The organism is Mesorhizobium sp. C264A (assembly GCF_040324515.1).
Lineage (GTDB): Bacteria > Pseudomonadota > Alphaproteobacteria > Rhizobiales > Rhizobiaceae > Mesorhizobium.
This window is the reverse complement of sequence record NZ_JAMYVY010000001.1, coordinates 3,691,484-3,705,086: the sequence shown is the minus strand read 5'-3', so window position 1 is coordinate 3,705,086 and position 13,603 is coordinate 3,691,484. Positions and strand designations below refer to the sequence as shown.

14 protein-coding genes are annotated in these 13,603 nt (G+C 61.5%); 7 read left to right on the top strand and 7 right to left on the bottom strand.

Annotated features, from left to right (window positions below; translation table 11 throughout):
- The first annotated feature begins 34 nt into the window (after positions 1–34).
- The 3 genes from NKL04_RS18175 to NKL04_RS18165 all read left to right on the top strand — a co-directional run bounded on the left by NKL04_RS18175 (position 35) and on the right by NKL04_RS18165 (position 3,016).
- A complete protein-coding gene (locus NKL04_RS18175; protein ID WP_023818614.1) occupies positions 35–178 on the top strand; it encodes a hypothetical protein in 144 nt (47 codons plus the stop codon).
- Positions 179–188: 10 nt separating this feature from the next.
- A complete protein-coding gene (locus tag NKL04_RS18170; RefSeq protein WP_023699892.1) occupies positions 189–1,955 on the top strand; it encodes a thiamine pyrophosphate-dependent enzyme in 1,767 nt (588 codons plus the stop codon).
- Positions 1,956–2,146: 191 nt separating this feature from the next.
- Entirely contained in the window at positions 2,147–3,016 is an 870-nt protein-coding gene (locus tag NKL04_RS18165; protein ID WP_023667763.1) for an SDR family oxidoreductase, read from the top strand.
- Positions 3,017–3,322: 306 nt separating this feature from the next.
- On the opposite strand, the gene NKL04_RS18160 is transcribed toward NKL04_RS18165, so the two are convergent.
- Both NKL04_RS18160 and NKL04_RS18155 read right to left on the bottom strand, forming a co-directional pair.
- Positions 3,323–3,835, bottom strand: a complete 513-nt coding sequence (locus NKL04_RS18160; protein WP_023699891.1) for an OmpA family protein — start codon at positions 3,833–3,835, stop codon at positions 3,323–3,325.
- A 10-nt stretch (positions 3,836–3,845) separates the two neighbouring features.
- On the bottom strand, positions 3,846–4,505 hold the full coding sequence (locus NKL04_RS18155) for a L,D-transpeptidase (RefSeq protein ID WP_031209043.1): 660 nt from the start codon (positions 4,503–4,505) through the stop codon (positions 3,846–3,848).
- Between the two features lie 1,011 nt (positions 4,506–5,516).
- Between NKL04_RS18155 and NKL04_RS18150 the strand changes: the two genes are divergently transcribed.
- Positions 5,517–5,681 carry a hypothetical protein gene (locus NKL04_RS18150; protein ID WP_023667766.1) on the top strand — a complete coding sequence of 55 codons (165 nt, stop codon included), beginning with the start codon at positions 5,517–5,519 and terminating at the stop codon, positions 5,679–5,681.
- A gap of 199 nt (positions 5,682–5,880) precedes the next feature.
- Here the strand turns inward: NKL04_RS18150 and NKL04_RS18145 are convergent, their stop codons facing one another.
- Positions 5,881–6,492, bottom strand: coding sequence for an EF-hand domain-containing protein (locus tag NKL04_RS18145; protein ID WP_245271344.1), 612 nt, complete (start codon positions 6,490–6,492; stop codon positions 5,881–5,883).
- A 400-nt stretch (positions 6,493–6,892) separates the two neighbouring features.
- On the opposite strand from NKL04_RS18145, the gene NKL04_RS18140 reads away from it, so the two are divergent.
- Positions 6,893–7,360 (top strand): hypothetical protein, encoded by a 468-nt coding sequence (locus NKL04_RS18140; protein WP_023667769.1) that lies wholly within the window; start codon positions 6,893–6,895, stop codon positions 7,358–7,360.
- 282 nt (positions 7,361–7,642) lie between these two features.
- Here NKL04_RS18140 and NKL04_RS18135 read toward each other — a convergent pair whose 3' ends face one another.
- Complete coding sequence (locus tag NKL04_RS18135) at positions 7,643–7,900, bottom strand: hypothetical protein (RefSeq protein WP_245260390.1); 258 nt, start codon at positions 7,898–7,900, stop codon at positions 7,643–7,645.
- 998 nt (positions 7,901–8,898) lie between these two features.
- Here NKL04_RS18135 and NKL04_RS18130 point away from each other — a divergent pair.
- Complete coding sequence (locus NKL04_RS18130) at positions 8,899–9,123, top strand: hypothetical protein (protein WP_155922421.1); 225 nt, start codon at positions 8,899–8,901, stop codon at positions 9,121–9,123.
- 251 nt (positions 9,124–9,374) lie between these two features.
- Here the strand turns inward: NKL04_RS18130 and NKL04_RS18125 are convergent, their stop codons facing one another.
- From NKL04_RS18125 to NKL04_RS18115, 3 genes are all read right to left on the bottom strand, one after another.
- The gene (locus tag NKL04_RS18125) at positions 9,375–9,923 is read right to left on the bottom strand and encodes a hypothetical protein (protein WP_023699887.1); all 549 of its coding nucleotides are present in this window, start codon (positions 9,921–9,923) and stop codon (positions 9,375–9,377) included.
- A 10-nt stretch (positions 9,924–9,933) separates the two neighbouring features.
- On the bottom strand, positions 9,934–11,109 hold the full coding sequence (locus tag NKL04_RS18120) for a zinc-dependent alcohol dehydrogenase (protein ID WP_023682758.1): 1,176 nt from the start codon (positions 11,107–11,109) through the stop codon (positions 9,934–9,936).
- A gap of 517 nt (positions 11,110–11,626) precedes the next feature.
- The gene (locus tag NKL04_RS18115; protein ID WP_023699885.1) at positions 11,627–12,256 is read right to left on the bottom strand and encodes a TetR/AcrR family transcriptional regulator; all 630 of its coding nucleotides are present in this window, start codon (positions 12,254–12,256) and stop codon (positions 11,627–11,629) included.
- A gap of 129 nt (positions 12,257–12,385) precedes the next feature.
- Between NKL04_RS18115 and NKL04_RS18110 the strand changes: the two genes are divergently transcribed.
- Positions 12,386–13,282, top strand: coding sequence for an NAD(P)/FAD-dependent oxidoreductase (locus NKL04_RS18110; RefSeq protein WP_023699884.1), 897 nt, complete (start codon positions 12,386–12,388; stop codon positions 13,280–13,282).
- The last annotated feature ends 321 nt before the right edge of the window (positions 13,283–13,603 follow it).

The following is a 13,603-nucleotide window of genomic DNA, read 5'->3' as shown; positions in this document are numbered from 1 at the left end:
TGGTTAGGCAGGCCGGATGAAGGGAGCTTTGCGCATGGCCACTAATTTGGAAGACGGCAAGACCGCTCAGTCTTCCGACGACTTGCTTGGCGGCAATCGCGGCGGCGACAAGGACCAGCGTAAGACTGACAAGACCGCGAACAAGAGCAGCCAGGCGGCGGGATCCGCATCGCGGTAAGGACTGAGACATGCCGACCGCCGCGGACATCCTCATCGAGACGCTGATCGACTGGAACGTCGATATCATCTTTGGCCTGCCGGGCGACGGCATCAATGGCATCATGGAGGCGCTGCGCAAGCGGCAGGACCGCATCCGCTTCATTCAGGTGCGGCACGAGGAATCCGCGGCGTTCATGGCGTGCGCCTACTCAAAATGGACAGGCAAGCTCGGTGTCTGCCTCGCAACTTCCGGCCCTGGCGGCACACACCTCCTGACTGGACTCTACGATGCCAAGCTCGACCAAGCGCCGGTGCTCGCCATTACCGGCATGCAGTTCCACGACCTCATCGAGACCTTCACCCAGCAGGATGTCGACTTGACGCGCGTCTTCAGCGATGTCGCCGTCTTCAACGCGCAGGTCTCCGACGCGGCGCATATGGAAAGCCTGGCCGGTCTCGCCTGCAGGTCGGCGCTGGCACGTCGCGGCGTTGCGCATCTGTCGATCGCCAGCGATGTGCAGGAGCACACGCTCGACCAAGCCAAGCGCTCGAAGCGCAACAAACCGTCGCATACGCCGGATCGTTGGTTCGAAGGAAGCAGGCTTCCCGACGAAGAACAACTTGCGAAAGCCGCCGAGATCCTGAACGGCGCGACGAAGGTCGCGATCCTCGCCGGTCGGGGCGCGCTTGGTGCCAGGCACGAGTTGGAAGAGACGGCGGAGCTGGTTGGTGCCCCCGTCGCAAAGGCCTTGCTCGGTAAGGCTGCCTTGCCCGACGATCACCCGCTGACGACTGGCGGCATCGGAATTCTCGGCACGCTGCCGTCGCAGGAAATCATGGAGGAATGTGACGCGCTGCTCGTCGTCGGCTCGACCTTTCCCTACATCGAATACTACCCGAAGCCGGGACAGGCGCGCGGGGTGCAGATCGAGCGCGACCCGCAGCGCATCGGCCTGCGCTATCCCGTTGAGGCCGGCCTTGCCGGCGATGCCGCCGTGACGCTGCGACTGCTGAACAAGCGCCTGAAGCGCAAGGATGATCGCAGCTTCCTCGAGAAGGCGCAGGCGGGCATGCGACGCTGGCGCGAGATGATGGCGCAGTCGGAGCAAAAGGCCGCCACTTCGCTCAAGCCCCAGGTGGTCACACGCGCATTTGGGAAACGATTGCCCGATGAGGCGATCCTGGTTGCCGATTCCGGCCAGAACACCGAGATGGCGGCCCGCCATATCGAACTGCGTGACGGGCAGGCCTTCGGCGTCTCGGGCGCGCTGGCCTCGATGGCATGCGGACTGCCCTACGCGATCGCCGCGGGCCTGGCCTTTCCCGGCCGGCCGGTCTTTGCGGTCGTCGGCGACGGCGGTCTCGCGATGCAGCTCGGAGAGTTCTCGACGGCAGTTCGGTACCGGGTCCCACTCAAGGTGCTCGTGCTCAAGAACGGCATGCTCAATCAGATCGCCTGGGAGCAGATGATGTTCCTCGGTAACCCGCAATTCGCCTGCGAACTCCAGCCCATCGACTTCGCCATGGCCGCCGAAGCCATGGGCGGCATTGGCTACAGCGTCTCTCGCTCCGAGGAGGTGGAAGGCGTTCTCGACGCTGCCCTGGCTGCTGAGGGTCCGGTGGTCATCGAGGCCGTGGTCGACCCGTACGAACCGATGATGCCACCGAAGATGCCGCCGGATTATGCGAAAAATTTCCGCAAGGCGCTACCGGATACCCCCGGACGCGCGGAAATCGAGGCGAATGTGGCGCAAGAGCCGCTGAGGTCGATGATTACCGCTGGCGAGAAAGAATGACGAGCCACGCAAGAAGGAGCACGAGTTGAAGAAGACGGACAGCGGCACCGCAAATCGCGGTTCGCCGGACCTCATGGGCGGCGACCAAGCGTGCGAGTCCGAGGAATGGGGCGGTGGCTCGAAAGCCGCTAAGGGACCGATCACGGAACCGGATCGACACAACCGCAACTCCAGCCAAAAAAGGAGCTGACATGCAGGATGCCCAGCAGAAATATCCTCGGCCGCCGCTTCCCGAACAGCAGCAGGACATGCCCGGCTACACCGACGAGATGGATCCACGGCCCGACCACGGAGAGGAGAGCTATCGCGGCAGCGGTAAGCTGACGGACCGCGTCGCGCTGATCACCGGCGCGGACTCGGGCATCGGCCGGGCGGTGGCTATCGCGTTTGCACGCGAAGGCGCCGACGTCATGATCTCCTATCTTGAAGAGGACGAAGATGCGCAGGAGACGGCGCGCTTGGTCGAGGAAGCGGGGCGCAAGGCGGTGCTCGCACCCGGCGACATCTCGGACGAAATCTTCGCGCGGTCGCTTGTGCAGCGAGCTATCGATGAATGCGGGCGCCTGGACATCCTCGTCAACAATGCAGCCCACCAGGCGTCGTTCGAGAAGCTGGAGGACATCAGCGCGGAGGAATGGGATCTCACCTTTCGCACCAATGTCTATGCGATGTTCTATCTGTCCCAGGAAGCAGTGAAGCACATGGAACCCGGCTCGACCATCATCAACACATCCTCAATCAACGCGACTAGTCCCTCGCCGGCACTGCTTGCCTACGCCACTACCAAAGGAGCGATCGCCAACTTCACCGCCGGACTTGCAGGACTGGTAGCTGAACGCGGCATTCGGGTAAACGCGGTCGCTCCCGGGCCGATTTGGACGCCGCTGATCCCGTCGACAATGCCCTCTGAGAAGGTCAAGGAGTTCGGGAAGAACACACCGCTCAAGCGTCCCGGGCAACCGGCAGAGCTTGCAGCGACCTATGTGCTGCTTGCCTCGGAAGGATCGAGCTACACCACCGGCGCACTCTACGAGGTCACCGGTGGACGGCCGATGCTTTGAGCGAGCGTACCTGCCAGCTCCACGGCGCCCACTCCCGGTAGCACACTGACATGTGGCGAGGCTCATGCGCGATCAGGATCGCGGACAACCGCCACGTCCGCAAACTGGTCGAGGCGGATGCCGAAGCCTCCCACCAGACCCTGAACCGGAGGTTGGTAGACGGGAAGCTGACTTCACTCCGGGTTCAACCGGAGCGTCAGCTTTCGGGGAGGGGCAAACGCTGGGTGAATGTCCCCGATAGGCGCATTGCAGCCATGCCGCCGTCGCGTTGTGAGACTGATTTGGCGACCAGCAAATCAGTAGCCTCTACGACTCGTCCCTCTCATCGCGCAAATTAGACACAACGCGGCGGTTCTGCGACCTGCAGGCGGAGTCGGGGCAGTCGCGGACGAGCCTGTCCTTGCCGTAGCCCTTGGCCCACATGCGGTTCCGGTCTATGCCGCCGGCGGCGAGGTAGTCCATCACCGCATCGGCGCGCTGCTGTGACAGCGCCGTTTCACTTGCGCCGGGATCGTCGGCGAAACCCTGCAGCTTGAGCAGCCAGCGCGGATGCTTTGTCAACCAGGCGATCTGGGTGTCGAGGGTGGCCTTGGCGACAGAATCGAGCGCGGCCGAACCTTTGGTGAAATAGGTGCGGCGGCCGACATTGAGGATAAAATCCTCCTCGCTGCCCGGCTGCACGTTCTGGAAGCCGGCAATCTCGGCGTTGGTGACGTCAGGCGTCGACGGGGCCAGCGTGTTGCTGGTCGAGCAGGATGCGGCCACAACCAGCAGGCCGGCGGCGAGCAGCCGGCGCGTGTTTTCAATCATGCGGTTCATGATGCGCCAATCATTCGACAGTGGTGGAAGCGGGCGCCTGGTCGGCGATGTGCGGCAGGACCTCCACCGCGGTGCCGATCGGGCACCGCTGGTAGAGGTCGATGATATCTTCGGGGAACATGCGGATGCAGCCGCTGGAAGCGTCGGTGCCGATGCTCCATGGCTCCAGCGTGCCATGCAGGCGGTAGCCGATGTCGGCGCCGTCGCGGTACAGATAGAGCGCTCGCGGCCCGAGCGGATTGTTGGACGCGCCGCCCGCGATCATGGGCGGCAGGTCCGGCTTGCGCTCGCGCATTTCGGGGGGCGGGACCCATTGCGGCCACAGCGCGCGGCGATCGATCGTCGCGCGGCCGTACCATTTGAAGCCTTCCTTGCCGACGCCGACGCCGTAGCGGATGGCAGTCTTGTTTTCCATGATGAGGTAGAGGAAGTGGTGGCGGGTATCGACCACGACGGTGCCGACCGGCTCGCTGCTGAAATACTTGACGATCTGGCGATGCCATCTCTTGTCGATCTTGGCGAAGTTGGTCTTGCGATAGACGAAATCGTTATCGTTGGCGGTACCGGCGAAAAAGGATTTTGCCCCCGCGGCTTGAACAATATTGCTGGTTCCACCGACCGCGACCAGCGCCAGACCGCCGAGCACGACACCCCTGCGTGATAAAACCATCGGCAATCCCCCATGCCTTAAGCCCGGCGAACCATAGTTGAGAATGATTTCGGCTCAAAGTGGAAAAATGGTGCAGTGGGTGGGCCGCAAGCGGTCTGTCCGCTTGACGGCAAAATAGCGACTGCCCGCCGGCTCACGCCGGCGAGCTTTTTTGTGCGGACGGGAACATCCTCGCTCCAAGGGTGTTCTGTCACACCCGGCTCGTTCTTCATCGGTCGTGCCGGTGACCAAGATGTCCCCTCATTCATCATGGTCGGCCCGCGCAGCCTTGACCGCACGCGCGGGCCATCCCATCACAAGGCCCGCTGGCTCACGCTGGCGGGTTTTTCCGCGTCCATGCGCCGACACTCATCTTCGCATGCCTGTCACAACGAGCCAGGCGGATTCCAGTATCCGCACGCGGCGAGGAGGACTTGCGACATGCCTCGCTGCGGGATTTTCGCGATGAGTCTACCTGGCTCCCGCTGAACGCCATGGCCTGACCACCGGGCGCGTTGGACGACCTTCAAGTCGAAAAAGCCCGCGGCAATCGCACCTTAGGCGAAGAGGCTTTGCTTTGTTGATGCAGTTGTCATCGCATCAATCGTGGGTAGCAACGCGGTTGTTGCGTGTTGTTGGAGAGATGGGGTTTCGCGAAAAGAATGAACATGCGCAGACAAAAGAAGCGAGCAGGATGGCCGTGAGTACATCTGCCAAATATCTATTACCTCATATGCGCTCGCTCCTCGGAAGGCGATCCCGCCACCCTCTCGACAGTGAAGATGGCGGGATCTCAACCGGCGACAAGGGACTTCGATCGACGGTGGGTTTCCAATTCGGCGTCCGGCTGCGTGTTCCGCCGTTCGGGCTTCTTCCAACCGCAATCAGACGCAAGTCCTATCCCATAAGACTGATGGCCAAATTCGGAACATCCGCTGAAGCATTGCGTTCGGCAGCGTGAAACCCCAAGGCAAAGGATGACTAATCATGTCGAATTGCGAGACTGCAAAATCACATTCGTTAGGAAATCGCGTGGCTGATCTCACAGCCAAGATGCGTGAAGCGCAGATTGACGCGGGTGAAATGATGGCCTTCCACAAGGTTGCAACTATGTTGGAGGACAGCCAAGGACGTATCAATGGCGACGACTTGATCGCCGCATCCTTCGTTCTGCTGGAAGACCGAGCGCCCGAGTGACCTTGCGTTGGTCGGCTTCGATCGTTCCTCGATCAGCAATGCGAAGCCTTTTTTGTCACGGCTGGCGTCTCGCGGGACTGCGGGAATAGCTCAAGCCTAAAGGGTGCTGGCCGGGCGCCTAACAGCCAAGAGACACCGCTTCGGGATCGGCCGCCACGCGCCCGCTTTGTCCGAGGGAGGGCATTCCCTTTGAAGACAGCTACGGCGTGTCCTCGCTATCAGTGCCATGCATGCTGGAGCCATGCATGAAGGACTGGATCTCGTTCACATCGATCTTGCCATCACCATTCTCGTCAACGCTACTGAACATCCTGCCCACCGCGCGTTGAACCTCGTCCTCGGACACCGATCCGTCGCCATCGGTGTCCAACAGCCCGAACATCAGTCGCATGCCGGCACCGCGCATCATCTGATGATGCCAGCGTCCAGCCATTCTGTGTCCACGATCGCGGTCACCGTGGTTCTGCCAACGGTCGCCATCTTCATCGTGGCGGTCAGCATCCTCGTTGCGATCGCCTTGATAGTTGCGACTATCTTCCTCGCGGAAACCCTCTTCGGAACCGCGATCCTGCTGCAGTCGGTCACGGACAGCTTGCTCAACCATCTGGCGGATCATTTCGCGTGTTGGTCCATCCGCTTGTCCGGTCGCATCCGGCAACTGTCCGGCGGTCGGCGGTTCGGTTGCCGGAGCGGGTGCAGGTGTCGAGGGTGATGGTGTTCCGCTTGTCTGGGCGAGTGCGGGGGAGGTCAGGGCAATGAAAACGGCGGCCGCGGCCGTCGTGCTGTGTGGAAATCTCATGGCATGCTCCATCAGTGCTTTCGCTTGAAGGCCAAACTGGAGCTCGATGTGATTGTTCCCCGAAGGGATCAGGTCACGGCGAAGTTACTGAGGCATGCCCCCGTCTGAGGTAGATCAGGGTCTTCGCCAGGGAATAATTCGGCTCCTCTTCCCTAGGCACAAGAGGAACCGGCGCCCATTTTTGCGGGCAATGAACGTTGGACATTCGGCCTCGCCAATTTTCTGCCAGTCGATCATACCGACGCACCAATTCCCTCTGCGTCCTCTCCTTTCGTGGGACGGAAGCCGTTTCGACCGCACGCCGTCAATCGCGAATCCCGCGTCCATATGCTGCGCGGCCATGATGCATATTTTTTATGTCACGGACCTCTGTCCGTCTGGACACCATGTTAGCCAGCGCTAAATCAGAGCAATGCGACGCCTCCTGCTGGGACTTACAGTTTTTCTCTTTTGGACCACGTTGCTTCAGGCCGAGGCGTGGCAGCCCTTCGGCGTCCGACAGCTTGGCTTTAGTTTCGATATTCCTCCGAATTTCGTCCTGACCCAGAATTCGGAGCAGGGCGCGGCTTTTCAGGGCCCAAGAGACGCGTTTCTGGTCGTTTGGGGCGCGCGACTGGGCAAAGCAAGTTTTCGCGCCGAGATCGAACATCGCATGATCGAGGACGAAAAGGCCGGTTGGCGACTGACCTATCGGCGCCTAGCCCCGAAATGGGCCAGCTACTCCGGGGTCAAGAATGGCGAGATTCGCTACGTCCGTGCAATTATGGTCTGCAACCAGCGTGCCGCGCTTTTCACAATGAATTATCGGAAATCCGAAAAGAAACCGTATGACCCTGTTGTTGTGCGCATGGTCCGGTCCCTGAGAGCGGAAGGATGTTAGCCAGCAAAGAGCGAGGTTGCCGTACTGTGCTTCCCTCGGCTAAGGGCCAGTGGTCAACCCGGCTCCCCAATAGCCTCGCCCAGTCACATGAAAGCAGGCACCGGCAGATATGCGGCCGAACGTTCTCACGCTGGCTCAGCCGCTCAAAGCCCATCACCGAAAAGCTGCTTAGTGCGGTCGCCAGCTAGAGCTACCACTGAGCCATTCCCGCTGCGGCTGGGTAGCGCCTCAGTTCCGTACGCGTTCATACCAAGAACGGGCGGGGCGAACGTCCTGATAGAGCTACGGCTGTAGAAGCGCGCCGCCAAACTGCGCCCACAAGCGCTCGCACTCTCTCGCCCTTAGGCTCGGGGTACCGGGCGCGCCATAGAAGACCATGGCGCCGCGAATGTCGTATCCAAGCACCGAGGCGTTGGCCACGAACTGGATGGCTCTTCCCAAGCTGGTGATGCCGATGTCGACCTCAGCTTTGTTGGTGAGGTCGACCACGCCTACTATTTCCGCATTGGCGCTCCTGCCCGCCAAAACGGCCGTCGACATCGCATCATGCACGGCAAGAAGCATTTCGGTGAGTTGCCCGGTGGAAGGGCTCTACAAACGCTTAGACGTCAGGTTTGTTCCCAACTGGCCTTGGCGGCTTTCCGACTACCAAGACTGGGTCCCGCGGCCTCTCATGTGCGCGTAGTTGACATCGTCTGCTGGACCGAACGGTCAGGCCGAAGAGCCCAGTTCCTCTCAGCATCGAGCAGTTCATTCTGCTCAATCAAGCCATTCATAAACAGCCTGAGTATATGCGCAGCTATGCGCTCTCCGTTCTGCGAAGCAAGAGGTAGGGCGCGCTCTTTGCAGACCGTGTGACAAACCTGGGCGAGCATCTCAATCTCGCTTGGCCCCAAAAACCGACCCGGATACAACATACCGTTTTCCTGTTGGAGAGTTGGAATGGCTATCCATTACGCAGGGTCACCGGCAGCCACAATCAACTATGATAGTGAGATGTCGAGTCCCGGTGGAAAAAACAGTGAGGTCCCAAAAGCGGTCGCGCTTGTCTCCGATTGACAGATGCCTCGACGCTACACCGACCAGCGCTACCGCACCCGCTTCATCGACGCGGCTTTGCAAAGGCCTATGACCAGTTCGCTACCAGCTGCCGGACCGCCCAGGCGAGCATGCCGCCGGCCATTACCGAAAGCGCGATGTCGTGGATGAGGCAGCCTTTTCCGTATACATCCAGTTGTTACGCTGCGCATCTGCTTCGGTTCGAAAACTCGCCGCGAGCCTGGCGTGCTCGCGTGTCCGGGCCGAAAACGCCTTCACAGCCCATATGTTTATAACGACATTGATGAGGCTGCCGCCGACCTCGTTGGCATAGGATGCTTCCCGGCAAGGGCATCGACCAATGCCCCGGGGCCGACCAGCACGAACCTGCGGGGGCTTTCCCGGAACAAAGCGTCGACGATCCGGTTCGGCAGGGAAGCGGCCAAAATTCATGCCATCGGAGATGCCGAGGCAGATGACAGATGAAAGGGAAGCTGAAGATGACGAAGTCTCGCGACCGCACCGTTCCCGGCGACGGCAAGATCGAAACCGGCCCGAACACATCTCCGCAACAGGATCCGGCAGAGGGGTCGCGCGAGACAATCGATCGCGAACTCGAGCGGACAGACGACGATAATAATTCCGACGAAGCGGAACGCTTGCGCCGAGACCTGCGGAAAGGGGTGGCGGAAGAGACCGAGCTTCCCGAACGCGGCTCGGCCTGAGGATCGCCGGAACCTTGCCAAGGCAAGAGACATGGAAGGCTCGACACCGGTCGGATCGCTGCTTGCTTCGCGCCTTTAACGCACCGGCCACACAACCCATGCGCGGCGGTGACCCAGGAGACGGCGAGAACGGCCGCGCGACGGTCCACTCTGTTCCAGCAAACTCGGCTCGCCGAGAGCAACCACCTCTGGCGTGCCTGACGAGATGCCACCTGTCCAGGTCGCATGGCGCCAGGGTTCGGAAATCTCTATCAGGCTGCGCCGGCCTCCTGGCTGCGCTGCGAGCGGGCACGGTCGCGGGCTGCGGCAGTGCCTCCGGGAAAGCCGCTTCGATCGCTGTAGTCGCGTGGCTTGGTCCCGCTCCGAGAGTGGCGCGCGGTCACGCTTTTCGCAGCGATGATGTCGAGCAATGTGATGCCGGCGACCATGGCAAGCGCAAGGCCTACATTATCGCGCTTTGGGTTGCCAGGCCGATACGCTGTCAGCAATGTCGCGATATCCAGGCCGTCGCCGGCCACCCGGCTCCACAGCCCAGCTTGCTTGTCCACTGAAAGCGAGAGTATGCCGCTGCTTATTTCCCGCGGCCCATAAGCGCGGATCAGATCTTCCTTGCCGCGCATGCCGAGCGCGCCGGCAATCCGCGCGGCGCCAACCAGCTCGGCGACGCCAAGCGCGATGCTGAACCAGCCGAGCTTGCGGGCAAGGCCATCGGAGGCCCCGACCGCACTCTGCCCAGTCTTCAGCACTTTGGGATCGCCAGGCGATCGGGTGATGTTGGTAAGTTTGGCAATCACGTTCATGACGATTTCCCTACGGTTTCAGTACAACCTTGATGCAGCTGTCCTGCTTGTCGCGAAACACCTTGTACATCTCGGGTCCCTGCTCGAGCCCCACGGTATGGGTGATGACGAAGGATGGGTCGATCTGGCCATCTTCGATGCGGCGCAACAGATCCTCGGTCCAACGGTTGACATGGGTCTGCCCCATTCGGAAGGTGAGCCCCTTGTTCATTGCCTGTCCCATCGGAATCTTGTCGACCAGCCCGCTGTAGACGCCGGGGATCGAGATCACGCCGGCCGGCCGGCAGACATAGATCATCTCACGCAAAACGTGCGGTCGATCATTTTCCATCAGCATCAACTGCTTTGCGCGATCGTACACGGTATCGGGCTGGGCCAGCGAGACGTGGCTTTCCATGCCGACGCAATCGATGCACTTCTCCGGGCCCTTTCCGCCGGTGAGTTCCCGCAGTCGTTCGACGACACTTTCCTCGGCGAAATTGATGGCGATGGCGCCGCCGGCCGCGGCCATGGAAAGCCGTTCCGGCAGGCAATCGATCGCCACCACCTGTTTCGCGCCGAGCAGCAGGGCGCTGCGTATGGCCATCTGCCCGACTGGGCCGCAGCCCCACACCGCAACCGTATCGGTGGGCTCAATGTCGCACTGTGCCGCCGCCTGCCAGCCCGTAGGAAAAATATCGCCGAGGAAGAGAACCTGCTCGTCGGTAAGGCTGTCAGGCACCTTTACGTGCGTGGCATCGGCGAACGGCACACGCATGTATTCCGCCTGTCCCCCGGGATAGCCGCCGGTCAAATGAGTGTAGCCGAACAGACCCGCGGTGGTGTGCCCGAACACCTTGTCACCGAGATTCTTCTTGCGGTTTGTGCGTTCGCAAACCGAAAAGTTCTGTCGCTTGCACTGGTCGCACTCACCGCAGATTATGGTGAACGGCACGACGATGCGGTCTCCCTCCTTCAGAGCGCCGTTGACGCCCTTGCCGACCTCGACGACCTCTCCCATCATCTCGTGGCCCATGATGTCGCCAGGCAGCATGGCTGGCACATAGTTGTGGTAGAGGTGAAGGTCGGAGCCGCATATGGCACAACTCGTCACCTTGATGATCGCGTCACGTTCATCCTCAATTTCCGGGTCCGAAACCTGATCGCAGCGTATGTCTTCCTTGCCGTGCCAGACCAACGCTCGCATAGCTTGCTCCTATTTTCGCAAGATCTGTGGGTAGGGACCTCGCGCCTGTCCTAAGCGGGCCGATGCCTGGTTGGATCGACTGTGCCGCTGCTTGTCGAACCACAGGGGCGGACCGATGTTCCGGGAGCTCGAGAGAATTTTTGGGCCATTCCAGACCCGCACCTTGGAAGGATCTGTCGCGGGCACCAGCGGCCTTCGCGGGCGCGTCGGGGCACGAACCGCTGGAGCCCGACCCACGAATGGACGTTGTACCAAAAAACGTTCCGTCCGCAGGTGTCCTTCGCGGCGGCTGACACCTCATCTGCTCGATTCCCGCGGCCATAACCGGCATTCTCTTCCTCGCCCGCACAGGGTCGGCCGAAGCAGCGCTGTGACCGGAGCAGGTAGGGATGCCGCTCACCGGCGGGCGCGCAGTCCCACCCCGACGCGATCGACACGAGGTGGATGGGCGCCATCGCGACGGCGGCTCTAGCGGAGTATTTCGCAGAAATACAATGATTAGCGGCAGGGCAGACTGCTAGCCGTGCGCAGCGATGAACATGGCGACGGCCGACCGGCAATAGGATTCGACTTCGTTGTCGTCCGCTGCTCTCGCCTCATCGAAGCGTGCGATAATCAGGAGATCGGATCCTTTGAAAAGCGCGGCAAACAAGCGGGCGGACCGGAGAGGATCGGGCACGTTCAGAACCGCCTTCGCGTGCAACTGACGCAACAGGACCTCGATTTGGGCGATGACATGGGCGGGGCCGGCTTCGAAATGGAGCTTGCTTAACGACCTTGGATTCGTCTGGTCGGCCATGACCATGGCTTCGACACTGCGGACGTCTGATCTCAACAGTGTCCGAAGCAGGGATGATCCCACCGCCATGAGCTGATCTTCGATCGAACCGCCGACGCCTTCAAGAAGGGCCAGTGGCGCAAACAACTGATGGCAGCCGGCCGCGATGGCCGCGCTGAACAGCGCCTCCTTGTTCTCGAAATGCCGATAGATGCTGAGCTTGGATATCTTCGCCCGCTGGGCGACCTTGTCCAATGTGGTCGCTTGAAAACCCAATTCCACAAAGAGTTCGGACGCAGCGTCGAGTATCGTTTGGCCAAGCGCCTCGTTGGCGGGCCGGCCGCGCCGGCCCTGGCTATTTTCGGTCACGACAATTCCAGTCCTTGACAGTATCCAAATTCTCGGATTACGATACCATGTAGTTTCTGAAATGCGCAAGCCGATGGGTAGCTTTCAACCAGGTCCAACCAGCCCCTCATCCACAACACGGAGCCCATCATGGATGACGTCATCATCATCGGCGGCAGCTTTGCCGGTCTCGCCGGCGCCCTGCAACTCGGCCGTGCCCGCCGTAAGGTCACCGTTCTCGATACCGGCCTGCCGCGCAACCGCTTCGCCGGCCACTCGCATGGCCTGCTCGGCCACGATCACAAGCCACCGCTGGACATCCTGGCCGAGGCGCGGCGGCAGCTGGCGCGCTATCCCACGATCAAGCTGGTCAATGCCCGGGCCGACAGCCTCTCCGGGGCCATCGACGATTTCTCCGTCCTCACTGGCGATGGCGGAAGCCTCGGCGCGCGCCGGCTGATCCTGAGCTATGGCGTCGCCGACCAGATGCCTGATGTTCCGGGCTTTGCCGAAGGTTGGGGCACGTCCATCGTGCCCTGCCCCTATTGCGACGGCTTTGAAGTCGCCGGCCAGCATTGGGGCCTCGTCTGGTCCGGCCCACAGTCGATGAATCAGGTCAGGCTGTTCCACGATTGGACCGACAGGTTGACGGTCTTCGCTGATGGTCACGACATTCCGCCCGATATCCGGGCCGGTCTGGCGCGCCGCAACATACCTGTCGTCGACGGCCGGATCAGCGAGATCGCCCATCACGGGGGGCATAACGCCACCGTCAAGTTCGATACCGGCCCCAAGGTCGCGGTCGACATCCTGTTCGCGCATCCGCGCAACAAGCCGTCCGCAAGCCTGCATGAATCACTGGGCCTCGCCACGGTCGATACGCCCCTCGGCGCAATCCTCAAGGTCGACGAGCGCCGCGAAACCAGCATGCCCGGCATCTACGCCGCGGGCGACCTCGCCAACCCCCTCACGCCGCCATCGGTCACCCTGGCAATATCGCACGGCGCGATGGCGGGCATCTTCGCCCAGCAGTCGATGCTGGTGTGAGAGCGCAGATTCCCTTCTCCGGGGTGCCGCGGGCTATCGTATTCTGAAGGTTGCGGGCCGGTGTTACGGAACGTCGGCTCGCTCTCCCCCGAGGGGCGTCTTTGGCCGGCCAGCCTTGAGAACTCAACTGGGCTGCCTGCATGACGGCGATCGCCGACATCGGTTATCAAGCTCAATCACGCTGGAAAGCATGAACCACGTCGACGTCGACATCGACGGCGGGCTTACGGTATGGGGACCGGTGGCGGGAGATTCACCACCGCTGTCGGTACCCGATGCTGCGACGCTACTTTGCAGAACGGTCGCGTCCAGCAGCGCTTC